Annotated in this window: 22 protein-coding genes; 15 read left to right on the top strand and 7 right to left on the bottom strand. The window is 72.0% G+C overall.

Annotated elements, in window-relative coordinates; genetic code table 11:
• Positions 1-82: 82 nt before the first annotated feature.
• Positions 83-475 carry an ankyrin repeat domain-containing protein gene (locus tag ACWC97_RS30895; RefSeq protein WP_352280109.1) on the bottom strand — a complete coding sequence of 131 codons (393 nt, stop codon included), beginning with the start codon at positions 473-475 and terminating at the stop codon, positions 83-85.
• Positions 476-783: 308 nt separating this feature from the next.
• On the opposite strand from ACWC97_RS30895, the gene ACWC97_RS30890 reads away from it, so the two are divergent.
• Together ACWC97_RS30890 and ACWC97_RS30885 are read left to right on the top strand one after the other, a co-directional pair.
• A complete protein-coding gene (locus tag ACWC97_RS30890; protein ID WP_018103962.1) occupies positions 784-978 on the top strand; it encodes a hypothetical protein in 195 nt (64 codons plus the stop codon).
• 37 nt (positions 979-1,015) lie between these two features.
• Complete coding sequence (locus ACWC97_RS30885; protein ID WP_450652895.1) at positions 1,016-2,635, top strand: hypothetical protein; 1,620 nt, start codon at positions 1,016-1,018, stop codon at positions 2,633-2,635.
• Between the two features lie 21 nt (positions 2,636-2,656).
• Here ACWC97_RS30885 and ACWC97_RS30880 read toward each other — a convergent pair whose 3' ends face one another.
• Positions 2,657-4,156, bottom strand: a complete 1,500-nt coding sequence (locus tag ACWC97_RS30880) for an SCO1417 family MocR-like transcription factor (protein WP_352280107.1) — start codon at positions 4,154-4,156, stop codon at positions 2,657-2,659.
• A 102-nt stretch (positions 4,157-4,258) separates the two neighbouring features.
• Between ACWC97_RS30880 and yczE the strand changes: the two genes are divergently transcribed.
• From yczE to ACWC97_RS30860, 4 genes are all read left to right on the top strand, one after another.
• Complete coding sequence (yczE, locus tag ACWC97_RS30875; protein WP_450652893.1) at positions 4,259-4,993, top strand: membrane protein YczE; 735 nt, start codon at positions 4,259-4,261, stop codon at positions 4,991-4,993.
• Positions 4,990-5,754 (top strand): glycerophosphodiester phosphodiesterase, encoded by a 765-nt coding sequence (locus tag ACWC97_RS30870; protein ID WP_392281511.1) that lies wholly within the window; start codon positions 4,990-4,992, stop codon positions 5,752-5,754. Before yczE ends, ACWC97_RS30870 begins: the two co-directional genes overlap by 4 nt.
• 46 nt (positions 5,755-5,800) lie before the next feature.
• The gene (locus ACWC97_RS30865) at positions 5,801-7,168 is read left to right on the top strand and encodes an MFS transporter (RefSeq protein ID WP_450652891.1); all 1,368 of its coding nucleotides are present in this window, start codon (positions 5,801-5,803) and stop codon (positions 7,166-7,168) included.
• A 275-nt stretch (positions 7,169-7,443) separates the two neighbouring features.
• Positions 7,444-7,818 (top strand): RNA polymerase-binding protein RbpA, encoded by a 375-nt coding sequence (locus ACWC97_RS30860; protein WP_007262928.1) that lies wholly within the window; start codon positions 7,444-7,446, stop codon positions 7,816-7,818.
• Positions 7,819-7,915: 97 nt separating this feature from the next.
• Here the strand turns inward: ACWC97_RS30860 and fxsA are convergent, their stop codons facing one another.
• The 4 genes from fxsA to ACWC97_RS30840 all read right to left on the bottom strand — a co-directional run bounded on the left by fxsA (position 7,916) and on the right by ACWC97_RS30840 (position 12,035).
• The gene (fxsA, locus tag ACWC97_RS30855) at positions 7,916-8,506 is read right to left on the bottom strand and encodes an FxsA family membrane protein (RefSeq protein ID WP_352280103.1); all 591 of its coding nucleotides are present in this window, start codon (positions 8,504-8,506) and stop codon (positions 7,916-7,918) included.
• Positions 8,507-8,582: 76 nt separating this feature from the next.
• Positions 8,583-9,350, bottom strand: coding sequence for a polyprenol monophosphomannose synthase (locus tag ACWC97_RS30850; protein ID WP_352280102.1), 768 nt, complete (start codon positions 9,348-9,350; stop codon positions 8,583-8,585).
• A 550-nt stretch (positions 9,351-9,900) separates the two neighbouring features.
• Complete coding sequence (locus ACWC97_RS30845; protein ID WP_450652888.1) at positions 9,901-11,547, bottom strand: amidohydrolase; 1,647 nt, start codon at positions 11,545-11,547, stop codon at positions 9,901-9,903.
• 47 nt (positions 11,548-11,594) lie between these two features.
• Positions 11,595-12,035: an Lrp/AsnC family transcriptional regulator gene (locus tag ACWC97_RS30840; protein ID WP_352280100.1), complete on the bottom strand. Its 441-nt coding sequence runs from the start codon at positions 12,033-12,035 to the stop codon at positions 11,595-11,597.
• Between the two features lie 204 nt (positions 12,036-12,239).
• Here ACWC97_RS30840 and ACWC97_RS30835 point away from each other — a divergent pair, with 204 nt between their 5' ends.
• Positions 12,240-12,647 (top strand): hypothetical protein, encoded by a 408-nt coding sequence (locus ACWC97_RS30835; protein WP_352280099.1) that lies wholly within the window; start codon positions 12,240-12,242, stop codon positions 12,645-12,647.
• A gap of 198 nt (positions 12,648-12,845) precedes the next feature.
• Here ACWC97_RS30835 and ACWC97_RS30830 read toward each other — a convergent pair whose 3' ends face one another.
• The gene (locus ACWC97_RS30830; RefSeq protein WP_352280098.1) at positions 12,846-14,018 is read right to left on the bottom strand and encodes an acyl-CoA dehydrogenase family protein; all 1,173 of its coding nucleotides are present in this window, start codon (positions 14,016-14,018) and stop codon (positions 12,846-12,848) included.
• A gap of 374 nt (positions 14,019-14,392) precedes the next feature.
• Here ACWC97_RS30830 and ACWC97_RS30825 point away from each other — a divergent pair, with 374 nt between their 5' ends.
• From ACWC97_RS30825 to ACWC97_RS30790, 8 genes are all read left to right on the top strand, one after another.
• Positions 14,393-15,667, top strand: coding sequence for a glycoside hydrolase family 18 protein (locus ACWC97_RS30825; RefSeq protein ID WP_352280097.1), 1,275 nt, complete (start codon positions 14,393-14,395; stop codon positions 15,665-15,667).
• A gap of 223 nt (positions 15,668-15,890) precedes the next feature.
• Positions 15,891-17,339, top strand: a complete 1,449-nt coding sequence (gene argG, locus ACWC97_RS30820; protein ID WP_352280096.1) for an argininosuccinate synthase — start codon at positions 15,891-15,893, stop codon at positions 17,337-17,339.
• A 249-nt stretch (positions 17,340-17,588) separates the two neighbouring features.
• On the top strand, positions 17,589-18,962 hold the full coding sequence (locus ACWC97_RS30815) for an alkaline phosphatase (RefSeq protein WP_450652885.1): 1,374 nt from the start codon (positions 17,589-17,591) through the stop codon (positions 18,960-18,962).
• Positions 18,963-19,326: 364 nt separating this feature from the next.
• A complete protein-coding gene (locus ACWC97_RS30810; protein ID WP_385211029.1) occupies positions 19,327-20,376 on the top strand; it encodes a LacI family DNA-binding transcriptional regulator in 1,050 nt (349 codons plus the stop codon).
• A 37-nt stretch (positions 20,377-20,413) separates the two neighbouring features.
• Positions 20,414-21,781, top strand: a complete 1,368-nt coding sequence (locus ACWC97_RS30805; RefSeq protein WP_450652883.1) for an FAD-dependent oxidoreductase — start codon at positions 20,414-20,416, stop codon at positions 21,779-21,781.
• Between the two features lie 18 nt (positions 21,782-21,799).
• Entirely contained in the window at positions 21,800-23,140 is a 1,341-nt protein-coding gene (locus ACWC97_RS30800; RefSeq protein WP_385211024.1) for an MFS transporter, read from the top strand.
• A 273-nt stretch (positions 23,141-23,413) separates the two neighbouring features.
• Complete coding sequence (locus tag ACWC97_RS30795) at positions 23,414-24,460, top strand: zinc-dependent alcohol dehydrogenase (RefSeq protein WP_450652881.1); 1,047 nt, start codon at positions 23,414-23,416, stop codon at positions 24,458-24,460.
• Between the two features lie 93 nt (positions 24,461-24,553).
• Positions 24,554-25,498, top strand: a complete 945-nt coding sequence (locus ACWC97_RS30790) for a carbohydrate kinase family protein (protein ID WP_450652879.1) — start codon at positions 24,554-24,556, stop codon at positions 25,496-25,498.
• Positions 25,499-25,522: the final 24 nt, after the last annotated feature.

Below are 25,522 nucleotides of genomic sequence, written 5' to 3'. Positions count from 1 at the left end.
GTCGGTGGCCCGGAGCCGGGCCCGCGACGTCATGATGACCCAAGCCATTTCGCCACCGCGACCACATTTACCGCGTACCCGGTCAGTGGGCACCGAAGCGTTCCAGCAGGTCGGCCTTGCCGAACATGCGCGCGGTGTCGACGGCGGAGGGGGTTCCGGCGGCCGGATCGGCACCCGCGGCGAGCAGGGCGTCGATCACCGCGTCCTCGCCCTTGAAGACGGCGCCGGCGAGCGGCGTCTGCCCCCGGTCGTTGGCCCGGCCCGGGTCGGCGCCGCGTTCGACGAGCGCCGTGACGGCGGCGGCGTGGCCGTGGTAGGCGGCGAGCATCAGCAGCGAGTCGCCCCGGTCGTTGGTGAGGTTCGCGGGGACGCCCGCGTCGACGTACGCGGCGAGCGCGTCCGTCTCGCCCCGGCGGGCGAGGTCGAAGACCTTCGTCGCCAGTTCGACCACCTCGGGGTCGGGGGTTTCGCTCATCGCACGGGCCGCCTTTCTCTCTTCTCTTTCCGCACCGCTGCCGGCCTGCCGGAACGTACGCCACGGGGCCGTACGAGTGAACCGACAGGGTACTGCCCGCCCGGGTCGCGCGACCCGGGCCGTCCCTGGCAAAGGATCACGGACGGTGCCGCACCCGCCACCGGACATTCCGCCACGGCGGACCCCACGGAGGACCAGTTCAGTGAAAACAATTACTTTTCACCCGAATGCAGCTTTTGTCATATAGATACTTCCGGTGAACCTGGAAGGACTCATGGTGACCGTCCCCCCAACCAGGAGAACCACTCATGATCCTGTCCATGTCAGGCGTTGTCATCCTCGGCATCATCGTCTTCCTCTTCTTCAGGAAGGACGGACTCAAGGCATCACACGCCCTCGTCACCGCCCTGTTCGGCTTCTACCTGGCGGGCACCGCCATCGCACCGAGCATCACCGCGGGCGGCGCCAGCCTCGCCGGCCTGCTGGGCGGGATCAAGTTCTGACCCCCGCGACCGCTCCCACCCCCTTCAGGAGGCCGACGTGGCCCGGCGACCACTCCCCCGCATTCTGAGCAGCGGCAGCGCCTCGATCACCCGCAGCCGGGAGATCGCGCGCACGGCCGCCGACAACGCCACGGACATCCTCCAGCCGCTGATCACGATCACCCGCGGCCTGCGGCTGCTGGCCGCGGCCGGACGGCAGAGGTGGGCCGCGACCCCCAAGGACAGGCGCGGCCCCGCGCTGTTCACGGTCGCGGTCTGCCTGTTCGCCCTGGCGGTCATGCCGTTCGGCGGGCTGATCGCCCTGGTGACGGTGATGGGCGCCGCGGCCTGGAAGGGACGGGAGCGGACCGAGGAGAGGACCGGGCCCGACGAGGCGGAGACCGCACGGCTGCGCTCCCTGTACGAGGCGCTCGTGCCGTACTTCGGCGTCCCCGACGACCCCGCCCCCCTGTACGCGCACGGCGGGGACTGGACGAAGGTCTTCGGCGACCACGCCTTCGACGGCGACGGACGGCCGACCCGGCTCCGGGTGACGTACCCCGCCTGCTTCACCGACGGGGAGGCCGCCTCCCGGGCCCGGATCGAACAGCTCCTGCACGCCAAGTCCGGCCGCAGCCGGGAGTACCGCTTCACCTGGGACGAGGAGGGCAACCAGCTCCTCATGACCGTGCTCGGCGCCCTGCCCACCTCCATCGGCGCCCAGCGCTTCGTCACCGCCCCCGGCGAGACCGTGCTGGGCTTCACCGACGGCGAGGCCGTGCAGCGCACGGTCCCGGTGCACGACGGCGACCTCACCCGGGACGCCCCGCCGGTCGTCTGGCGGACCGGCGCCCGCTCCACCGAACCGCATCTCCTGGTGGTCGGGCAGCCCGGCAGCGGCACCACGACCCTGCTCCGCTCCCTCGCCCTCCAGGCGCTCCAGCACGGCGACGTCCTGGTCGTCGAGGCCACCGCGACCGGCGAGTACGCCTGTCTGACCGGGCGGGACGGCGTACTGGCCGTGGAGTGCGAACCCGGCGGCGCGCTGACGGCCCTGGAGTGGGCCGCCCACGAGACGGAACGGCGGCTGATCGCCGCGAGCCGGGCCCGTCAGGCCGGCCGGCCCCTGCCCGACGACATCCGGCGCCCGCTGTGGATCCTGCTGGACCGGCCCGGCCTCCTCTGCCGGCTGACCACCGCCACGGGCGGCCGCCCCGACCCCCTCGAACTGCTCCAGGCGCCACTGCGGCACGGCAGGGCGACCGGCGTCACCGTGGTCCTGGCCGACCAGTTCGACAGCCTGGACGCCCTCGGCGAGGGCATCCGCAGGCAGGCGCGGGCCCGGGTCGTGCTCGGCCGCTGCTCCCGCGAGGAGGTGGCGGCGGTGCTCGGCGCCGAGCCGGACACCACCCCCGCCCCCGAGAGCCCGCCCGGCCGGGGCTACGCGCGCCTCGGCACCGGTCCGGTACTGCGCCTCCAGGTCCCGGCCACCCCCGACCCGTACGACGAGACGGCCGACGAGGCACACCGGCAGGCGGTGCTCGGGCTGCTCCCCGGGCGGCGGGACGCGGTCGCGGCGGCCGGGGCGGAGCAGCCCGCCGCCCCGGAACCGACCGGCGTCCCGGAACCCCTGCTGCCGCGCGCGGTGACCGTCGACAACCTGGCGGTCACCGACTGACGGACGGGGCGCCGCGCCCGGTCAGGCGACGTACGTGCGCGGCGCCTCGGCCCCCGCGCCCGTCCCCGAGCCGACCAGCCGGGCCGCCGCCGCGAGCCGGACCGCCGCCTCGTCCGCCACCGGCCCCGCGACCGTGAACGGCAGCCGCACGTACCCCTCGAAGGCGCCGTCGACACCGAACCGCGGGCCGGACGGGACCCGGACGCCGACCTGCTCCCCGGCCACCGCCAGCCGCGACCCGGAGAGCCCGCCGGTGCGCACCCAGAGCGTCAGGCCGCCGCTCGGGACGGCGAACTCCCAGTCGGGCAGCTCCCGGCGGACCGCGGCGACCAGCGCGTCCCGGTTCTCCCGCGCCTGCTCCCGCCGCAGCCGCACGGCCTCCTCCCAGCCCCCGGTGCGCATCAGCCAGTTCAGGGCGAGCTGTTCGAGGACGGGCGTGCCCATGTCGGCGTAGGCGCGGGCGGCGACCAGGCTGCGGATCACGTCCGGGGCGGCGCGCACCCAGCCGATCCGCAGCCCCGCCCAGAACGCCTTGCTCGCCGATCCGACCGTGATCACGGTGGAGCCAGCCGGGTCGAAGGCGCAGACCCGGCGCGGCATGCTCACGTCGGGATCGAGGCGGAGTTCGTTCATGGTCTCGTCCACGACCAGGACCGTCCCGGCCGAGCGGGCCGCGTCGACCAGGCCGCGCCGCCGGTCCTCGTCGGCCAGGGCGCCGGTCGGGTTGTGGAAGTCGGCGACGACGTAGGCGAGGCGCGGCGCCGCCTCCCGCAGGACCTGCCGCCAGCGGTTCAGGTCCCAGCCGCCGAGCCCCTCCTCCATCGCCACCGGGACAAGCCGGGCACCCGCCTCCCGCATCAGCTGGAGGATGTTGGCGTAGCTCGGGGACTCCACCGCGATCCGCTCGCCGCGCCCCGCGAAGAGATGGCAGATCGCGTCGATGGCCCCCATGGCACCGGTGGTGACCATGATCTGTTCGGGCATGGTCGGCACCCCGCGCGCGCTGTACCGCTCGGCGATCATCTGCCGCAGCGCGGGCAGCCCGGCCGGGTAGTCGCCGTGGGTGTGGGCGTACGGCGGCAGTTCCTCGATGGCGCCCTGCACGGCCCGGGTCAGCCACGGCTCGGGGGCGGGCAGCGCTGCGCAGCCCAGGTCGATCAGGGAGCCGAGGGACTCCGGGGGCAGCGGTTCCAGACCCCGCGCGGGCAGCGGATTGCCCGCGGGCACCGCCGTCCAGCTCCCGGCCCCGCGGCGGGACTCCAGGAACCCCTCGGTGCGCAGCGTCTCGTAGGCGGCGGCGACGGTGGTGCGGCTCACGGAGAGGGCGAGGGCCAGCTCGCGCTCGGCGGGGAGCCGGGCGGCGACGGGCACCCGGCCCTCCAGTACGAGCAGGCGGACCCCGTCGGCCAGCGCCCGGTAGGCGGGCGGGCGGCGGGTGCCCGGCCCGGCGGGCCGGGGCTGCTGTGCCTGGAGCTGTCGGGCCAGCTGGGCCGCCCCGACCGCCGAAGTCCACTCGGCCATGGAAATCAGTCCACCTTCCTCGGATTGGCCATGGTTGGCGGCCAATCCCCTGCCACAGAGTGACATGCGGCAGTCCGCCGCCACCACATCAGGGGGTACCACTTGTCCACCGCCTCCGCCCCTCGCGGGGCGCGTCTCACCCGTCGGCTGCTCCAGCTCTACGCCGGTCTCGCGCTGTACGGGGCCAGCTCCGCGCTCCTGGTCCGGGCCGGTCTGGGGCTGGAGCCCTGGGGCGTGCTGCACCAGGGGCTCGCCGGGCGCACCGGGCTGTCCATCGGGGTCGTCTCGATCGTCGTCGGTGCCGTGGTGCTGCTGCTGTGGATACCGCTGCGCCAGCGGCCCGGGCTCGGCACCGTCTCCAACGTCTTCGCGGTCGGCCTCGCGATGGACGGCACGCTCGCGTTCGTCCCCGCCCTGCACGGCCCGGCCGCCCGGATCGCGGTGCTGGTCGCGGGGGTCGTGCTCAACGGTGTCGCGACCGGGCTGTACATCGCGGCACGGTTCGGGCCGGGCCCCCGCGACGGGCTGATGACCGGGCTGCACCTGCGGACCGGCCGCTCCATCCGGCTGATGCGGACGCTGATCGAGGTCGCGGTGGTCGTGAGCGGCTTCCTGCTCGGCGGTTCGCTCGGCGTCGGCACGGTGCTGTACGCCCTGGCCATCGGCCCGCTCGCCCAGTTCTTCCTGCGGATCTTCGCGGACGACCGGGAGCCCGCCGACGAGGAGGAGGACCCGGCCGGTGAGCCCGTCGGGGAGACTCCCGCCGCTCCCGCGCCGGGCGACGGCGGCACCTGCCTCACCCCGCCGACACCCGGGCAGGCCATACTTCCGCGGTGACCTCAGTACGCCACCCCTATCTGGACCATCCCACGACGATCCCCTTCGCCCACCGGGGCGGTGCGGCGGACGGGATCGAGAACACCACCGAGGCGTTCCGCCGGGCCTCCGACGCCGGGTACCGCTACTTCGAGACCGATGTGCACACCACGTCGGACGGCCGGCTGGTGGCCTTCCACGACACCACGCTGGACCGGGTCACCGACGCCCGCGGCCGGATCGCCGAGCTTCCGTGGAGCGAGGTGCGGCGGGCCAGGGTGGCGGGCCGGGAGCCGCTGCCGCTCTTCGAGGAGCTGCTGGAGACGTTCCCGGACGCCCGCTGGAACGTCGATCTCAAGGCCGCCTCCGCGCTGGAGCCGCTGATCGGGCTGATCCGCCGGACGAACGCCTGGGACCGGGTGTGCGTGGGCTCCTTCTCCGAGGCGCGGGTCGCCAGTGCGCACCGGCTGGCGGGCCCCCGCCTCGCCACCTCCTACGGCGTCCGGGGCGTGCTCGCCCTGCGGCTGCGCTCGTACGGGATACCGGCGGCGCTGCGGGCCGGGGCGGTCTGCGCGCAGGTGCCGGAGAGCCAGAGCGGCATCCGGGTGGTCGACCGCCGCTTCGTGCGCGAGGCGCACGCGCGCGGCCTCCAGGTGCACGTCTGGACGGTGAACGAACCGGAACGGATGGCAGCCCTCCTGGACCTCGGCGTGGATGGCATCATGACCGATCACATCGAGACACTGCGCACGGTGCTGAGCGAGCGGGGGGCCTGGGCCTGATGCCTGCCGTGCGGGGTCCTCACGGGGCGATACGAGGGGGTGCGGCTTGAGCACCGAGACCGCGGAAACCACTGGACCGGCGGGCCCGGACGCGGAGGCGGCCGCGGGCCGCAGACGCGAACAGCGCGGCTGGTATTTCTACGACTTCGCGTGCTCCGTCTATTCGACGAGCGTGCTGACGGTCTTCATCGGGCCCTATCTGACCTCGATCGCCAAGGCCGCCGCGGACGCCGAGGGGTACGTGCACCCGCTCGGCATTCCGGTCCGGGCCGGTTCGCTGTTCGCGTACGCGGTATCGGTCTCGGTCGTGCTCGCCGTGATCGTCATGCCGATCGCGGGCGCCGCGGCCGACCGTACGGGGCGCAAGAAGCCGCTGCTGGCGGTCGCCGCCTACACCGGGGCCGCCGCGACCACCGGCATGTTCTTCCTGGACGGCCACCGCTACCTGCTGGGCGCGTTCCTGCTGATCGTCGCGAACGCGGCGATCTCGGTGTCGATGGTGCTGTACAACGCGTACCTGCCGCAGATCGCCGAGCCCGACGAGCGGGACCGGGTCTCCTCGCGCGGCTGGGCCTTCGGCTACACCTCGGGCGCGCTGGTCCTGGTGCTGAACCTGGTCCTGTACACGGGCCACGACTCCTTCGGCCTGTCGGAGTCCGACTCGGTGCGGATCTGCCTCGCCTCGGCCGGTCTCTGGTGGGGCGCCTTCACGCTGGTACCGCTGCGCCGGCTGCGCGACCGGGGCGTGGCGGCGAACGGCGAGGGGGCGGTCGGCTCGGGGTGGAAGCAGCTGCTGGCCACTCTGCGCGACATGCGCCGCCATCCGCTGACGCTCTCCTTCCTGCTGGCGTACCTGGTCTACAACGACGGTGTGCAGACGGTGATCTCCCAGGCGTCGGTGTACGGCTCGGAGGAGCTGGGGCTCGACCAGACCACGCTGATCACGGCGGTGCTGCTGGTGCAGGTGCTGGCGGTGGCCGGGGCGCTGGGGATGGGGCGGCTGGCCCGCTCGTACGGCGCGAAGCGCACGATCCTCGGCTCGCTCGTGGTCTGGACGCTGATCCTCGTCGCCGGGTACTTCCTCCCCTCCGGGGCACCGGCCTACTTCTACGCCCTGGCCGCGGCGATCGGCATGGTGCTGGGCGGCAGCCAGGCGCTCTCGCGCTCGCTCTTCTCGCACCTGGTGCCGCGCGGCAAGGAGGCCGAGTACTTCTCCGCGTACGAGATGAGCGACCGCGGGCTGAGCTGGCTGGGGCCGCTGGTGTTCGGGCTCGCCTTCCAGCTGACCGGCAGCTACCGGGACGCGATCATCTCGTTGGTGATCTTCTTCGTGGTCGGTGCCGCGCTGCTCGCGAGGGTGCCGGTGCGCAGGGCGGTGGCCGCCGCGGGCAATCCCGTACCGGAACGGATTTAGACGTTGAAGTGAAAGGCCGGTAGTGTACGCCTTTGGCCTGCCCGGAGGACCGTTACTGCGCGTGGAAGAGACAGAACCGTTGGGTGACAACTTCCACCAGATGTGACAATCCGGGCATTGCTGGGTACTTGGAACCCTGGGAAACCTTAAGAAGCAGCGGCACGACGGGCGACGCATGACCGGCAACGGGAATCTTTGCCGCCGACCGGACGTTGACCGGATGACGACGACAGCGACACCTGTCCTGTGGGCGACAAGCCCGGGAGGCACGATTCATGAGTGAGCGAGCTCTCCGCGGCACGCGACTCGTGGTTACCAGCTACGAGACGGACCGCGGCATCGATCTGGCCCCGCGCCAGGCGGTGGAGTACGCATGCCAGAACGGACATCGATTCGAGATGCCGTTCTCGGTAGAGGCGGAGATTCCGCCGGAGTGGGAGTGCAAGGCGTGCGGCGCCATGGCACTCCTGGTGGACGGGGACGGCCCCGAGGAGAAGAAGGGCAAGCCTGCGCGTACGCACTGGGACATGCTCATGGAGCGGCGCACCCGCGAGGAGCTCGAGGAAGTACTCGCCGAGCGGCTGGCGGTGCTGCGTTCCGGCGCCATGAACATCGCCGTGCACCCGAGGGACAGCAGGAAGTCCGCCTGACCCCTTACGCACCACCTCAGTACGACAGAGCCGCGGGCCGTGACACCGATCGTGTGTCACGGCCCGCGGCTCTGTCGCGTCCGGGCGTTCCCGGGTCTCAGGGGGTCAGCGGCGGCCGCGGGCCCTCGTCGGGGCGCGGGGCCTGCTGCCCGCCGTCCGGCCGGATGACCTCACCCTGCACGACCTTTCCGTCCGGGCGGTGAATGCGCGCCTGCTGGAAGGCGTCGGAGAAGCTGCCGGGGCTCGCGGCGCGCATCCGGCGCTCCAGCGACCGCTCCGCGTACCGGCCGAGCCGGGTACGGACCGCCGGGACCAGCAGGGCGAGCCCCGCCACGTCGGAGACGATCCCGGGGATCATCAGGAGCAGCCCGCCGAGCATCAGGAAGCCGTTGCCCCGGCTGTCGGCGGGAGTCTCGGCCTGCTCCGGCGCGGCGCCGGGCTGCCCCGGCATCCGCTGGAGCGTCTCGGTGAGGTTGCGGAAGGCCCGGCGGCCGGCCCGCTTGATCACCGCGGCACCGAAGACGATGCCCGCCGCCAGGAGCAGCAGCACGGTGAACCCGCCCGCCGCGTCGGCCACGACGGTGAGCAGCCAGATCTCCAGTACCGCCCAGGCGGCGACGGCGAGGGGGAGGTAGGTGCGGACGCGTGAACGTCCGCGGGCGGTCGGGGGCTGGGTACCGGTCGTCATGGTCCCCAGTGTGCCCGTACGGGCGTAGGAGTGGCGCAAGGGGGTGATCCCGCGCCGGGCTCCGCGGCCGGGCGCGTCAGAGCGGCTTGCGGCCCAGTACCCGGTTCGCGCGGGACGTGACGCCCCAGGCCGTGACCCGCCAGAGCGCCTCGACCAGGATGTCGCGGCTCATCTTCGAATCGCCGACCTCCCGGTCGACGAAGGTGATCGGGACCTCCACGACGTGGTACCCGGCCTCGACGGCCCGGCGCGCCAGGTCGACCTGGAAGCAGTAGCCCTGCGAGGCGACCTTGTCGAGGCCGAGGCCGTCCAGGGTCTCAGCGCGGAAGGCCCGGAAACCGCCGGTGACGTCCCGGGTCCGCAGCCCGAGCAGGAGCCGGGAGTAGGTGCTGCCGCCGCGGGAGATCATCTCGCGCGACTTGGGCCAGTTGACCACCCGCCCGCCCGGCACCCAGCGGGAGCCGAGCACCAGGTCGGCGCTCTTGAGCGCGGTCAGCAGCCGGGGCAGCTCCTCGGGCTGGTGGGAGCCGTCCGCGTCCATCTCCACGAGCACGCCGTAGCCGTGGCCGGTGCCCCAGCCGAAGCCGGCGAGGTAGGCCGCGCCGAGCCCTTCCTTGCCCTTGCGGTGCAGCACCCGGACCTGCTCGTCCTCGGCGGCGATCTCGTCGGCGATCTTGCCGGTGCCGTCCGGGCTGTTGTCGTCGGCGATCAGGATGTCGGCCTCCGGCACCGCGGTACGCACCCGGCTGACGATCGGCTTGATGTTCTCGGCCTCGTTGTAGGTCGGGATGATCACCAGGATCTTGCCGAGCGGCCCGTACCGCCGCTGACCGCCGTCGTTCACTTACTGCCCCTTAAGTCCGTACGCAGGTGCCCACCATATCCAGCGGGCGGGGGGCGCTCGGCGACGCGGTCGGGCCGGATCGCCGCCCGGCCGGGACAGAAGGAGGGAAGTACGGACAGAAGCCCGACCCCCGGGCGGGACGGGTTCTGCGGATGGGGGCCCGGCGCCCTTCGGGCCGACCTGGGGCCCGCTGGCTGCGGGTCGACCTAGAGCCGTTGTCTACTGAACGTCCGGGCCCCATCCGGGTCGCACCGCCGACCGGCTGAAACCTTCCCTCGTCCCGAGGCGCGGGCGCTGAACCTGGCTGACAGTGGTGGTGCGCCGGTGCGGCACACCACCCCGTGACCCAGCGGCGTTCGACGACTGCGTGGAGGCTCGACCGGTCGGACGTCCTGTGGTGGACCCGGCCGAACCTACCGGCCGGTGGGCGCATTCTGTCAATAGCCGTCTGACCTGCAATATTTACGAAACTTGCCTGGTCAGTAGCGAAGATCCCCAGGTGACGGCGGAACGAACCCCGTCGCCGGTGGCGGGACGGGGCATCCGTACGTCACTCGTTCGGCCGCTCGTAGACCGTGTGTCCGAGAACCACGGTCCGCAGGCATACCGGGAGCTCGGCGCCGGGGGTGAGATCGGGCAGTCCGGGGGTGCCGGAACGGGGGTCGGTCGACCAGCGGGCGACCCGGTCGTCCGGGGCCTGGACCAGCAGTTCCGAGGTGCGCCAGACCACGTAGTCGGCCGGGGCGCCGGGGACCAGGAGGCCCGCGTCGTCACGGCCCACGGCCCGCCAGCCGCCCCTGGTGTGCGCGGTGAAGCCGGCCCGTACGGAGATCCGGTGCTCGGGCGTGCGGTGGAAGGCCGCGGCCCGCACGGTGCCCCACGGGTCGAACGGGGTGACCGGGCTGTCGGAACCGAAGGCCAGCGGCACACCGGCCCGCAGGAGCGCCGCGTACGGGTTGAGGGTGCGGGCCCGCTCGGCGCCGAGCCGGCGCGCGTACATGCCCTCCTCGCCGCCCCAGGCCGCGTCGAAGGCGGGCTGGACGGAGGCGGTCAGGCCCAGTTCGGCGAAGGCGGCGACGGTCTCGGGGGTGAGCATCTCGGCGTGCTCGACGCGGTGCCGGGCGCCCCGGATCCGGGCCAGGCCGAGCGTCTCGGCGGCGGCCCGGACGCCCTCGACGACGGCGGTGACCGCGGCGTCGCCGATGGCGTGGAAACCGGCCTGGAGCCCCGCCTCGGTGCACGCGGTGACATGGGCGGCGATCTGCGCGGCGTCCAGGTGGGCGGTGCCGGTGTGCCCGGCCGGGCCGTCGGCGTACGGCTCGTGCAGGCAGGCGGTGTGCGAGCCGAGGGAACCGTCCACGAAGAGGTCCCCGGCGGCGCCGATCGCGCCGAGTTCGCGGATGCGGAGGGCGTCCTTCTCGTCGGCGACCTGCTCGGCCCAGTAGCCGTGGACGCGCGGGCCGCTCTCCTCGGCGGCGAGCTTCAGCAGACCGGCGAAGTCCTCCTCGTCGGAGATGTCCGGGCCGCCGCACTCGTGGAGGGTGCCGATGCCGAGCGAGGCGGCGTGCCGCAGGGCGGCGCGCTGGGCGGCGGCGCGCTGGACCGGGGAGACGGCGCCGTGGGCCGCGGCGCGGACCGCGTGGTGGGCGGCCCCGGTCAGCGGGGCGTCGGGGTGGTAGCCGGTCAGCCCGGTGACGCCGGGGACGAGGTCGAGCAGCGCGGTGGTCACCACCGCGGAGTGCACGTCGATCCGCGGCAGGTAGACGGGGCGGCCCCCGGCCGCCGCGTCGAGTTCGGCGCGCGACGGGGGGCGCTGTTCCGGCCAGCGGGCGGCGTCCCAGCCGTGGCCGAGAACCACCCGGTCCTCGGGGTGCGCGGCCACGTGCGAGCGCAGCAGAACGAGCGCCTCGTCCAGGTTCCGGGCTCCGGAGAGGTCGAGGCCGGTGAGGGCGAGGCCGCTCGACGTGGTGTGGACGTGGGCGTCGGTGAACGCGGGGGTGACCAGCGCTCCGTCGAGGTCGACGACCTCGTCGACGCCGCTCGCGAAGGCGTCGGCGGCCCCTTCCGAGCCCACCCAGGCGACATGGCCGCGTTCGACCACCATGGCGGTGGCGAAGGGGTCGGCGGGGCTGTGGACGTCTCCACCGCGCAGCAGCACGGTGCGGTGGTCGCTCTGAAGGGCGGTGCTCTCGGTCATGGGACCAGTCTCGCGCCTGTCCGGACCCGCGCGGTCCGCGCCCCCCGTCAGATGCGCGGCGGCCGTGCCTCGTACGGGGTGGACAGGACGACCGTGGTGCGGGTGGAGACACCGGCCAGCGAGCGGATCCGGCTGAGCAGGTGCTCCAGCTCCAGCGGCGTGGCGACCCGCACCTTGAGGATGTAGTTCTCGTCGCCCGCGACGCTGTGGCACGCCTCCAGCTCCGGGACCCCGGCGAGCCGCTCGGCGATGTCGTCCGGTGCGCTCGGGTCGAACGGTTTCACCGAGATGAACGCGGTGAGCGGCAGGCCCACGGCCTCCGGGTCGACGACCGCGGCGTAGCCCCGGATCACCCCGCGCTGCTCCAGCCTGCGGACACGCTGATGAACCGCCGACGTGGACAGGCCCGTGGCCTTGCCCAGGTCGGTGTAGCTCATCCGCCCGTCCTTGACGAGCAACTCCACGATCTGTCGGTCCAGCTCCTCCATGCGGATCAACTTATTGCCCCTTGTCCCTCCAGGCACAGCGCCGGGGGCCCCGGAGGGGCGGCACACCGGGTTCATGTGACGAACACCACAGGTTTACGGATGGGTAGCCGACCCCCTCGCGGTTACGGGGGATCCGCGACGGGAAGTGCTTGCTGTGGCCACGGCCACGTCACCTGGCCGGCCCACCCGAGGGGGGAATTTCCCATGCAGCGCCTGAAGCTCACCGAACGCACCGAACCGGACTCCGTCGAGGACGCGGTCTCCGGCGAGGAGCCCGTTCCCGACGCGTACGACACCTTCGAGATGTACCGGGTCGTGTGCCCGGACTGCGCGCAGCCGATCGCGCTGCTCGCGGGCGAGGAGGTGCTCCCGGAGCACGCGCTGTGCCCGACGCCGTGGAATCCGTTCGTGCTGACCGTCTGCTCGGGGACGGGACGCGCCGCCTCGCAGGCGCGGCCCGCCGACGACTCCCTCGACGCCCAGGAGCAGGAGACGGGTCTGCTGCTGACGCTTCCCCAGGGGCTCGACTGGCGGATGCAGCCGTTCTCCCACGCCGGCGGCCCCGGCTCCCGTCCGCTGCGGATGCCGCGGATGCGGCGCGACGCCGCCTGACGGCCGCCCCGTACCGCCCGCCGCTTGCGCGCACCACGACGGCCCCGCCGGTGTGGTGCCCACGGTGGGCACCCGGCCCCGTCCGCGCGGCGGCGCCGCGCCCCGGACGGAGCGTGGTGCGGCCCTCGTGGGCCGCCACGACCGGGGGCGGAGCCGGATCGTGGCGACGCCGGGGCGGCCGGAGCGGCCGCCCGGAGGTCAGCGGGTCTCGGGCCCCGCGAGATGGCGTGCGATGACCATCCGCTGGATCTGGTTGGTGCCCTCGACGATCTGCAGCACCTTGGCCTCGCGCATCAGCCGCTCGACGGGGAAGTCGAGGGTGTAGCCGTATCCGCCGAGCACCTGGACGGCGTCGACGGTGACCTTCATGGCGGTGTCGGTGCAGAACAGCTTGGCCATGGCCGCCTGGCGCGAGAAGGGCTTGCCCGCGTCGCGGAGCCGGGCCGCCTCCAGGTAGAGCGCCCGGCCGGCCTCGATCTGGGTGGCCATGTCGGCGAGCATGAAGCGCAGCCCCTGGAAGTCCGCGATGGGGCGGCCGAACTGCCGCCGTCCGGCGGCGTACTCGACGGCCTCGCTCAGGGCGGCCTGGGCGACACCGATCGCGCAGGCGGCGATGCCCAGCCGCCCGGAGTCGAGCGCGGACAGCGCGATCGCGAAGCCCTGGCCCTCCTCGCCGATCCGGCGCGCGTCGGGGATCCGGACGCCGTCGAAGTTCAGCTGGGCGGTGGGCGAGCCCTTCATGCCCATCTTCTTCTCGGGGGCGGCCGCGTTCAGCCCCTCGGCGTTGCCGGGGACCAGGAAGGCGGTGATCCCGCGGGCGCCCTCGGCGCCGGTGCGGGCCAGGACCGTGTAGAAGTCCGCGACACCACCGTGGGTGATCCATGCCTTGGTGCCGGTGATGACCCAGTCGTCGCCGTCGCGCACGGCCTTGGTGCGCAGCGAGGCGGCGTCGGAGCCCGCGGCGGGCTCGGAGAGGCAGTAGGCGCCCAGCAGGCCGCCGCCCAGCATCGACGGGAGGTGCTCGGCGCGCTGCTCGTCGGTGCCGTATCCGGCGACCGCGTGGCAGGCCAGGGAGTGGACGCTGACGCCGAGGCCGACGGTGAGCCGGGCGGCCGCGAGCTCTTCGAGGACCTGCAGGTAGACCTCGTACGGCTGGTCGCCGCCGCCGTGGGCGGAGTCGTAGGGCAGGCCCAGCAGTCCGGATTCGGAGAGCAGCGAGAAGATCTCGCGCGGGAACAGGCCCGCTTCCTCCTCCTCGGCGGCCTTGGGGACTATCTCCCGCTGGGCGATGTCGCGGACGAGCGCGATCAGTTCCCTGGACTCCTCGGTGGGCAGTCGACGTTCCACCATGTACGAAGCACGGTCGGTCATGACGGCGCTCTCCTCCCTGTCGGGCGTTGCGACGGTCGCGCGCGAGGGGTGTGGGCGGCGCCGCCGGGGGGTTCCGGGCGCGCCCGGAGAAGCACTGCGGTCCGGCCGCTCCCGTCGGCCCCTCGGATCACGAGAGCCGCTGGCCGGCGGCCGTGGCGGGTCGAGTATGCCCGATCGGACGATATCCGTCACGGGGCACCCGGGCGACTCGGCCGGGGGCGGAAGGATCACCGGACTTGGTCCACACCATTGACCCGACTGGTCTAGTCCATCTACGGTTCCCACCGAACGGCATTTGCGCGTTCATGCCAAGTTCGCGCGACGGCCGACTCACTCTCCCCACAAGCGAGTTCCCTCCCCCACGAGGAGACAAGATGTTCGGACCGCATCGACTTCGCGCCCGCTTCCGGGCGTTCGCCGCAGCCGCCTGTACCGCCGCCCTCGGCGCCGCCCTGCTGGGCGTCGCGGGCACCGCACCGGCCGGCGCCACCCCCACCACCACGCGGGCAGCGGCGCCCGCCACCACCGGCGCGACCCCCACCGCGGCCGGCGGCAAAGTGGTCGGATACTTCACCAACTGGGGCGTCTACGGACGCAATTACCACGTGCGGAACATCGAGACCTCCGGCTCGGCCGCCAAACTCACCCACATCAACTACGCCTTCGGCAACGTCACCGGCGGCAAGTGCACGATCGGCGACTCGTACGCCGACTACGAGAAGGCGTACACCGCCGACCAGTCCGTCGACGGCGTCGCCGACACCTGGGACCAGGATCTGCGCGGCAACTTCAACCAGTTGCGCAAGCTGAAGAAGCTGCACCCCGACCTGAAGGTCATCTGGTCGTTCGGCGGCTGGACCTGGTCCGGCGGCTTCGGCGAGGCCGCCAAGAACCCGGCCGCGTTCGCCGAGTCCTGCTACAGCCTGGTCGAGGACCCGCGCTGGGCCGACGTCTTCGACGGCATCGACATCGACTGGGAGTACCCCAACGCCTGCGGCCTGACCTGCGACACCAGCGGCCGTGAGGCCTACGGCAACCTGATGGCGGCGCTGCGCGCCAAGTTCGGCACGAGCAACCTGGTCACCTCGGCGATCAGCGCCGACGCCTCGGACGGCGGCAAGCTGGACGCGGTCGACTACGGGGCCGCCGCGCAGTACGTCGACTGGTACAACCCGATGACGTACGACTACTTCGGCGCCTGGGACGCGAAGGGCCCGACCGCCCCGCACTCCCCGCTCACCTCGTACGACGGCATCCCGCAGGAGGGCTTCAACAGCGAGGCCACCATCGCCAAGCTGAAGGCCCAGGGCGTCCCCGCGTCCAAGCTGCTCCTCGGCATCGGCTTCTACGGCCGCGGCTGGACCGGCGTCACCCAGGACGCCCCCGGCGGCACCGCCACCGGCGCCGCCCCCGGCACCTACGAGGCCGGCATCGAGGACTACAAGGTCCTCAAGAACACCTGCCCGTCCACCGGCACCGTCGCCGGCACCGCCTACGCCCGCTGCGGCAGCAACTGGTGGAGCTACGACACCCCGGCCACCATCGCGTCCAAGATGAGCTGGAAGAACCAGCAGGGGCTCGGCGGCACCTTCTTCTGGGAGCTCAGCGGTGACACCACCGACGGCGAGCTGATCAAGGCCATCGACTAGGCACGCACGGGACTCCGGGCGCGGAGGAGCGGAGCGGGGCGGCGGGCCGACGGGCCTGCCGCCCCGTTCCCCTTGTCGACCGTTCCGTCGCCCCGTTTCCCGTCACCGTCGGATACTCCGCCCGGGTCCGGAAATGCCGTTGAATACTCCGCCCGGGGCCGGAAATGAGCGGGTCACTACCGCTCATGTTGCATGACCATGCGATGTGGTGCATAGTCTTGCCATGTCCAAAGTCCTTACCTCCCTCCCCACCGGCGAGCGCGTCGGCATCGCCTTCTCCGGCGGCCTCGACACCTCCGTAGCCGTCGCCTGGATGCGTGACAAGGGCGCCGTGCCCTGCACGTACACCGCCGACATCGGCCAGTACGACGAGCCCGACATCGCGTCCGTGCCCGGCCGCGCCTCCGCGTACGGCGCCGAGATCACCCGGCTCGTCGACTGCCGGGCCGCGCTGGTCGAGGAAGGGCTGGCCGCGCTCTCCTGCGGCGCGTTCCACATCCGTTCGGGTGGGCGCCCCTACTTCAACACGACGCCGCTGGGGCGGGCCGTGACCGGCACCCTGCTGGTCCGCGCCATGCTTGAGGACGGGGTGCAGATCTGGGGCGACGGCTCCACCTTCAAGGGCAACGACATCGAGCGCTTCTACCGGTACGGGCTGCTCGCCAACCCGCACCTGCGCATCTACAAGCCCTGGCTGGACGCGGACTTCGTCACGGAGCTCGGCGGCCGCAAGGAGATGTCGGAGTGGCTGCTCGCGCACGGGCTGCCGTACCGGGACTCGACGGAGAAGGCGTACTCCACGGACGCCAACATCTGGGGCGCCACCCACGAGGCCAAGACGCTGGAGCACCTCGACACCGGGGTCGAGACGGTCGAGCCGATCATGGGCGTGCGGTTCTGGGACCCGTCGGTGGAAATCCCCACCGAGGACGTGACGGTCGGCTTCGACCAGGGCCGTCCGGTCACCATCAACGGCAAGGAGTTCGCCTCCCCCGTCGACCTCGTGATGGAGGCCAACGCGATCGGCGGCCGCCACGGCCTCGGCATGTCCGACCAGATCGAGAACCGGATCATCGAGGCGAAGAGCCGCGGCATCTACGAGGCGCCCGGCATGGCGCTGCTGCACATCGTCTACGAGCGCCTGGTCAACGCGATCCACAACGAGGACACGCTGGCCGCGTACCACAACGAGGGCCGGCGGCTCGGCCGGCTGATGTACGAGGGCCGCTGGCTGGACCCGCAGGCGCTGATGATCCGCGAGTCGCTCCAGCGCTGGGTCGGCGCGGCCGTCACCGGCGAGGTGACGCTGCGGCTGCGGCGCGGCGAGGACTACTCGGTCCTCGACACCACGGGCCCGGCGTTCAGCTACCACCCGGACAAGCTCTCCATGGAGCGCACCGAGGACTCGGCGTTCGGCCCGGTGGACCGGATCGGCCAGCTGACCATGCGGAACCTGGACATCGCCGACTCGCGGGCACGGCTGGAGCAGTACGCGGGGCTCGGCCTGGTCGGCAGCGGCCACCCGACGCCGATCGGCGCGGCGCAGGCCGCTTCGACCGGGCTGATCGGCGCCATGGACCGCGGCGGCGCCCAGGCGATCGCCTCGCGCGGCGAGGCCGCGGACGAGGAGGCCATGCTGGACCGTGCCGCGATGGAGTCCGGCACGGACTGACACCGGTCACCGGCCGTCACCCGGCGGGCCCCGGCGGATTCCTTCCGCCGGGGCCCGCCGCCGTTCCGGGCGGCACGGGCGCTCCGCACGCGGGGCGCTCCCCCGAACGTGCCGCATGCCATGTCCCGGGCGTCCCGCATGCCACGTCCCGGCAGGACGGAAGCAGCCCGGACGTCACCGGCGGTTCATCCGGCGCTGATGGGCTGTGGTTCGTCGGTGCTGCCCGCCGACCGGATCAAGGAGATATGCATGCCCATACAGCGCCTGTCCCGCAAGCACCTGATGGCCGCCGGCGCCGTCCTCGCGGCGACCGCCACCGCTGCCGTCGCGCTCACCGCCACGGCCGGCGCGCACGACACCAAGGACTACGCGAAGAGCGCCATCAAGGGCGGCAAGGCGAAGAACGTCATCCTGCTCATCGGTGACGGCATGGGCGACTCCGAGATCACCCTGGCCCGCGACTACACCGTGGGCGCGGCCGGCCGCCTGAACATGGACAAGTTCCCGCTGACCGGCGCGTACACCACGTACGCCGTGCACGAGAACGGCACGCCGGACTACGTCACCGACTCCGCGGCCAGCGGTTCCGGCTGGGCGACCGGCGTGAAGACCGTCAACGGCCGGATCTCCAAGACGCCGGGCACCAACAAGGCCGTCCCGACCATCCTGGAGCTGGCGCAGAAGGGCGGCTTCGCCACCGGTTCGGTGACCACCGCCGAGCTGACCGACGCCACCCCGGCCGTCCTCGCCTCGCACGTCACCGACCGCTCCTGCCAGGGCCCGGCCGACATGGCCAAGTGCTCCGTCGACACCATCGCCAGGGGCGGCCCCGGCTCCATCGCCGAGCAGAGCGTGAACCACAAGGTCGACGTCCTCCTCGGCGGCGGCAAGCAGCGCTTCGACCAGAAGATCACCGAGGGCCCGTACAAGGGCCTGACCGTCACCGAGCAGGCGCGCAAGCTCGGCTACCAGGTCGTCACCGACGACGCCTCCCTGAAGGCGACCAAGGGCGACAAGCCGGTGCTCGGCCTCTTCGCCCCGGGCAACGTCCCCACCGAGTGGACCGGCAAGCCCGCCGCGCTCGGCGGCACCGACCCGCAGCGCTGCGTGACCTCCAACGCCAACCGGCCCGCCGGCACCCCGGAGCTGGCCGACCAGACCGCGAAGGCCATCCAGCTGCTGGAGGCGAAGCAGAAGCGGAACCACGGCAAGCAGGGCTTCTTCCTCCAGGTCGAGGGCGCGTCGATCGACAAGCAGGACCACGCCGCCGACCCCTGCGGCCAGATCGGTGAGACCGCCGCCTTCGACCGCGCGGTGAAGACGGCTCGCGCGTACGCGGCCAAGCACCCCGACACCCTGGTCGTCACCACCGCCGACCACGGCCACACCAGCCAGATCATCCCGCTGGAGGCCCAGCCGCCCGGCCTGAGCTCCACGCTCATCACCGACGAGGGCCAGCCGATCAAGGTCAACTACTCGACCAACACGCCCGGCCAGTCCCAGGAGCACACCGGCACCGAGGTCCGGATCGCCGCGCAGGGTCCGCAGGCCTACCGCGTCCTGGGCGTCACCGACCAGACCGACCTGTTCGGCACGATCCGCGAGGCGCTCCGCCTCCGCTGACCCCTCGGGCCCCCGGCACCAGCCCCTTTCACCCTCGCTTCCACCGGAAGCCTCGCGGCACGCGCCCCGGGCCCCGTCGGCACCAGCAGTACGCCGACGGGGCCCGGGGCTTTCGGCGCCGCCACTTGACGCCTACGCGGAGCCTGTTACTCAGCGACGGCCGGACCCTCGTACGTGCCCGGCGACCTCGGAAGCTCACGCAGTACCGCGATCCACGCCTGGGAGGCATTGACGCGGGACGGGGCCGTCCTTAAGGTAACCGTTGACCCCATCGTTTACCCATCTTTAACGTGGCAGTTGGGGTAAACGTTTACCTTCAGGCAGTCAACGACGGGAAGGGCACACGATGCCGACTGGCGGACGCGTGACACTCAAGACGATCGCCGAGTCGCTGGGGGTCTCCGCGAAGACCGTGTCGCGGGCCCTGGCGGGCAAGGACTCGGTCGGTGAGGAGCTGCGAGCGCGCATTCGCGCCGAGGCCGACCGGCTCGGCTACGTTCCGAACTCGATGGCCAGATCGCTGGTGTCCGGCTCCGCGATGACGCTGGGCATGGTCATCACCCACCCGGCCAACCCGTTCTACTCGTTGTTGATCAGCGCCGTCGAGGAGCGTTGCCGAGCGAACGGCTACTCGCTCCTGCTCATGGTCACGGAAGAGGACCTGGAGACGGAGCGGGACGCGGCGGAGGCTCTCCTGCGGTGGGGCGTGGACGGAGCCGTGGTGATTCCCGTCCAGGAGGGCGCGGAGCACTGGGAGCGGCTGAAGGACTCCGGCGTGCCGATCGTGCTGGTCAACCGCGGGCTGGACGGGTTCGAGTGCGACTTCGTCGGTGTCGACCACGAGCGTGGGGCTTATGAAGCGGCTTCCCATCTGCTCGACTCCGGTGCCACCAGCGTTCACCTGCTGGAGGAGGACGTGCCGTTCTCCTCGGCGGCCGACCGACGCGCGGGCTTCCAGCGCGCGCTCGCCGAACGCGGCCTCCCCTCGGACGACGCCATCACGCTGGTGCCGCAGTCCACGCACGGAAGGCGAGTGCTGCCGTGGGAGCCGGAGGCCGCCTACCAGTGCGCCCGGCAACTGGTGAGCAGGCTCGAACCGGGCGCTGCGGTACTGACCGGAAGTGACTACTTCGCTCTCGGCCTGTACCGCGCACTGGCCGAGAAGGGTATCGACATTCCCGGCCACGTCGCGGTGATCGGCCATGGCGATCTGCCGTTCGCCGCCTATCTCCAACCCGCGCTGGCCAGCGTCCGCCCACCCGCCGACGAGATCGGCGCGAGGGCCGCGGACCTGCTGTTCGAGCGCATTCAGGGCTCGACGGCTCCCAGCGTGAGCATCTGCCTCCCGCCGGAGCTGAAGATCCGTGCCTCGGCCAGCGACCGAGACCACCACGAACCGAACCGAGAGAACTAAGAGGACCATGACGATGCCGAATGCGGCAGAGCGACAGATGACTGTGCACGAACAGGCCCGGGAGATCCCGGTGGTGGCCGACGTGGACGTGCTGGTCGTCGGTGGCGGACCGGCCGGTGTGTGTGCCGCCGTCGCCGCGGCGCGGGCGGGGGCGAGCACGTTCCTCGTCGAGCGGCACGGCTTCCTCGGCGGCATGTGGACAGCGGGAATGGTCCTCACGCTCGCTGGTTACAACTCCTGGCTGCGCCCCTACGCCCGCTGCGTGGAGGGTGTCCCCGCCGAGTGGCTGGCCCGTGCCGCCAAGCAGGGCGGTGCGGTCGACGGCGACGGCTGGGTGTTGAATTCCGACCCGGAGGTCATGAAGCGCGTCGCCGACGACATGATCGAAGCCGAGGGCATCGGGATACTGCTGCACAGCTGGGGCGCCCGCCCGATCGTCGAGGACGGTGCCGTACGGGGCGTGTACGTCGAGAACGTCGACGGTCGACGCGCCATCCGTGCCTCGGTCACCGTGGACTGCACCGGCAACGGCGACATCGTGGCCGGAGCCGGTTCCGATTGGGCCAAGGGCAACACGCTGCAGCCCATGACCATGCCGTTCCGTGTGGGCGGCGTGAGCCCGGATCCGGACCGTGAGCACGCCGCACCCGTGAACATCCCGATCGGTCCGGAGGCCACGCTCCTGAAGGAGCCGCTGCTGAGTCGGTATGCCTCGACGCGCAGGGACATCGATCTGGACGTGGACGCCATGCGCGCGGCCCGGGCACGGGGCGAGCTGCCGCCGTTCGGCGGTCCGTGGTTCGGCGGCATGGAGAAGGACATCGCCTGGGTCAACACCACCCGGGTCATCGGCGACGCGTCCGACGCGGAAGAACTCACCCGCGCGGAGATCACCGGCCGCAAGGACTCCGTCGTCATGCTCGACGCCCTGCGCGAGCACAGCCCGGCGTTCGCGAACGGGCGGCTGCTGCACACGAGCACCCAGATCGGTGTGCGCGAGACCAGGCGCCTGGTAGGGGCGTACACGCTGACCGGTGACGACATCCGCACCAACGCCCGCTTCGACGACAGCATCGCGGTCGGCTGCTGGCCGATCGACGTGCACCCGGCCGGGGACGTTGGCGTGCACGCCATGTACGTGCCGCTGCCCTACGAGATCCCGTATCGCAGCCTGCTGCCGCAGACCACCGAGGGCCTGCTCGTGGCCGGCCGCTGCATCTCGGTGGACCGCGAGGCGCTCGGATCGGCGCGAGTGGGCGCCACGTGCGCCGCGACGGGCCAGGCCGCCGGCGTGGCCGCCGCGCTGGCGGCGACCGGCGGGCAGCAGCCGCGGCAGTTGGACACCACGAAGATCAGGACCGTGATCCAGGAACAGGGCGGCCGTGTGTCGCCGCCGGCACATTAGGATTTTCAGGAGAACGCCATGCACAACAAAGACGATGCGGAAGACCAGAGAATCAGTCCGCAGGCCCGCAAGGTGCTTGTGGCGGCGGGCATCGGTCACTTCATCGAGTGGTACGACGTCGGCACCTACGGGCTGCTGGCCACCTTCCTCGCCGCGAACTTCTTCGTCTCCGACAATCCGACGGCCGCGCTGCTCGCCACCTTCGCCGTCTCCGCGGTCGGGTTCGTTCTGCGGCCGCTCGGTGGCCTCTTCTTCGGACCGCTCGGAGACCGCATCGGCCGACAGCGGACGCTGGTGATCGTCGTCCTGCTCACGTCGGGTTCCACCTTCGCGATGGGTGTGCTGCCCACCTACGACAGCGTGGGCGTCCTCGCTCCCGTGCTGCTGGTGATCGCCAGGATGTTGCAGGGCTTCGGGGCAGGCGGCGAGACGTCCAACGCGGTGGCGCTCCTGTTCGAGCACTCGCCCCGCACCCGCCGCGGGTACATGACGAGCTGGATGGACGGAATCGGGTTCGTCGCGTCCGTCGTCGGCTCCGCACTCGCCCTCGTCCTGATCAACGTGCTCGGAGACGGGGCGATGACGGACTGGGGCTGGCGGATTCCGTTCCTCCTCGCCCTGCCGCTGGGGCTCGTCGGCCTGTACCTCAGACTCCAGCTGACGGACTCGCCGGAGTTCCGCGAGATGGAGGCCGTGGGCGAGGTGGCGCAATCGCCGACGAAGGAGGCCTTCCGTACCGGTTACAAGCCGATGCTGATCCTGTGTGGCGTCCTTCTCCTCAAGGCGATCGGGCACTGGGCGCTGGTGTCCTTCCTGCCGAGCTTCCTCAGCGGCGATCTCGGGTTCAGTACCAGCGACGCGTTCACGACCACGACCGTGGCCATCGGTGTCACCGCGCTCGCCGTACCGGTCATGGGCGCGCTCTCCGACCGCGTCGGCCGCAAGCCGATGCTCATCGCGGGCAGCGCGGGCATCGTCGTGGTCAGCTGGCCGGCGTTCTACCTCATGTCGCTCGGCAACATAGCCGCGGCCATCGCCGCGATGCTCCTCCTCGGTCTCATGATTGCCGTGTTCGACGGCGCGCTGAGCGCGATGATGGCCGAGCAGTTCCCCGCCAGGATCCGCAGCGGCGCAATGGCCATTCCGTACAACCTGGTGGTCTCGGCGTTCGGCGGCACGGTTCCCTACGTGGCCACCTGGCTGGTCTCCAGTACCGGCAGCAAGCTCGCGCCCTCCTTCTACGTGATGCTCCTGGCCGCCGTCACCCTGGGCTTCGTGGTGGCGGCGATCCGCGAAACCGCCCCGCGGCGGACACAGGTCGCTCCTGACCAGCACGCCGAACCGATACGGCAGCCGTAGTCCCCGGGCTCTGGCCGCGTACCCGGAGCATGACGACGGCGTGCCGGACCGGCTGCTCCGGGCGCGCGGCGGCCTCGGGCCCGCGAGGCCGTATCGGCCGTCGGGGAACGAGCAGGACCACTCGTGGCCCCGCCGCCGGGAACGCCCGCCCGGCTCACTCACCTGTGTACGGCCTCCGGACCCGAGACCCCGGGCCGCCCGGGACCCCCGCGCCTCGTCGCGCCCGTCCCTCGCGCGGGCCACGCACAACACACCGAACGGAACCTCTTTGCCATGTCCCAGCCGAACCGACGCGTACTCGTCCGGTCCATCGACGACATCAGCCTCGAAGAAGTGCCCACACCTCAGGCCGGCGAAAACGAACTCCTCGTCCGCAGCACGGTCATCGGCGTCTGCGGGTCCGACACCCACGCCGCCCTCGGACACCACCCCTTCATCGACCTGCCCTACCGACCCGGTCACGAGGTCGTGGGCATGGTCGTCTCCGTCGGCCCGGGGGCCGAGGACTTCGCTGTCGGCACCCGCGTGATCGTCGAACCGAATCTGTACTGTGGCCAGTGCCCGCAGTGCCGCTCCGGCCGCTACAACATCTGCCGGGACCTGAAGGTATTCGGTTGCCAGACCCCCGGCGGCATGGCCGACCTCTTCACGATCCCCGCCGACCGCGTCCACCGCGTGCCGGAGGAGATGTCGGACATCCGGGCGGCCCTCGTCGAACCGCTCGCCACGCCCGTCCACGCCGTCGCCAAGGCCGGTGACCTCTCCGGCCGGACCGTGGCCGTCCTCGGCGCAGGCCCGATCGGGCTGCTGGTCGTGGCCGCCGCCCGGCACGCCGGTGCCGCCCGGATCGTGGTCACCGACCTGCTGGAGACCAAACGGGAACGGGCCGTTCGCCTCGGCGCGACCGACGCGCTCTCGGCCGACGCGGCCGACCTGGTCGCACAGGCCCATGCGGTGCTCGGCGGTCCGGCCGACGTGGTCTTCGACTGCGTCGCCCGTGAACAGTCCATGTCCCAGGCCGTCGACATCGTGGCCAAGGGGGGCCAGATCGTCGTCGTCGGCGTGGGCGCTCCCGGGGCCACTCCCATCCGGCTGGACCTTGTCCAGGACCGTGAGATCCGCATCGAAGGGACTCTCATGTACACCGCGGACGACTACCGGACATCCATCGATCTGATCAACTCGGGCGCCGTGGACGTCGAGGCGATCGTCACCGCCACCTACCCGCTGGAAGAAGCCTGCGAGGCGTTCGCCGCGTCGCTGCGCCCGGAGCACGTGAAGGTGCTCCTCACCGCCGACCGCACCGTGAGGGCCGCCTGAACACCGTCGTCGCCCCACGGAGCGGAGGGGCCCGAAGCCGTCGCGCCCCGTCTCCGCCAGATTCCGTCCCTCCCCCTGCGAAAGGAACCCGCAGTGATCGTTGTCGCTGGTGAGGCACTGATCGACCTGGTGCCGGCAGACGATACCGACGCCACGGCACCTCTGCTGCCGGCCCGCGGCGGCGGGCCGTACAACACGGCGGTCGGGCTCGCCCGCCTCGGCACCTCAACCGCCTTCTGCGGGCGAATCTCGACGGACGCCTTCGGCACCGCCCTGGCCGACCGCCTGTGTCAGGAGAAGGTCGACCTCGGCCTCGTGCAGCGAGGCCCGGAGCCGACCACACTGGCCGTGGCCTCCATCGCGAGGGGCGGCTCGGCCGTGTACGCCTTCTACTGCCAGGGCACGGCCGACCGTCTTTTCACCTTGCCGGGGTCACTGCCTGCCGGGACCAGGGCGGTGTCGTTCGGTACTTGTTCGCTGGTCCTGGAGCCAGGGGCGAGCGCCTACGAAGAGCTGATGCACCGCGAGGCCCGACTCGGACGCTTCATCGCCCTGGACCCCAACATCCGCGCCGATCTCATCCTCGACCCGGATGCTTACCGGGCCCGCTTCGACCGCATGTTGCCGTCGGTCTCGCTCCTCAAGCTCAGCGAGGAGGACGCGCGATGGCTCGGGGACGACATCGACGGCTGGCTGGCCGCAGGCCCTTCCGCCGTCGTTGTCACCCGGGGCGGGGCCGGCCTGACGGTCCACACCAGCAGCGGCGGGGAGTTCTCGGTGCCTGGCGAGTCCGTCCGGGTCGCCGACACCATAGGAGCCGGTGACACCGTCAACGCGGCGCTCCTGCACGCGCTGTCCGAACGGAACCTGCTGTCCGCCGAAGCCCTCGCCGTACTGCCCGCAGATGCCTGGCGGCAGATACTGGGATTCGCCGCCCGCGCAGCCGCGATCACCTGCACCCGGGCGGGCGCCGAACCGCCCTTCGCGCACGAAGTCCCGGCCCTCGCGCCCGCCAGACGGTTCGGCTCGCCACGCTGACCGCCGCCCGGGCCGCCGCAGGTC

It is taken from the genome of Streptomyces sp. NPDC001108 (genome assembly GCF_053598535.1).
Note: the sequence above shows the minus strand (reverse complement) of the source record. Positions and strands in the feature narration are given on the sequence as shown.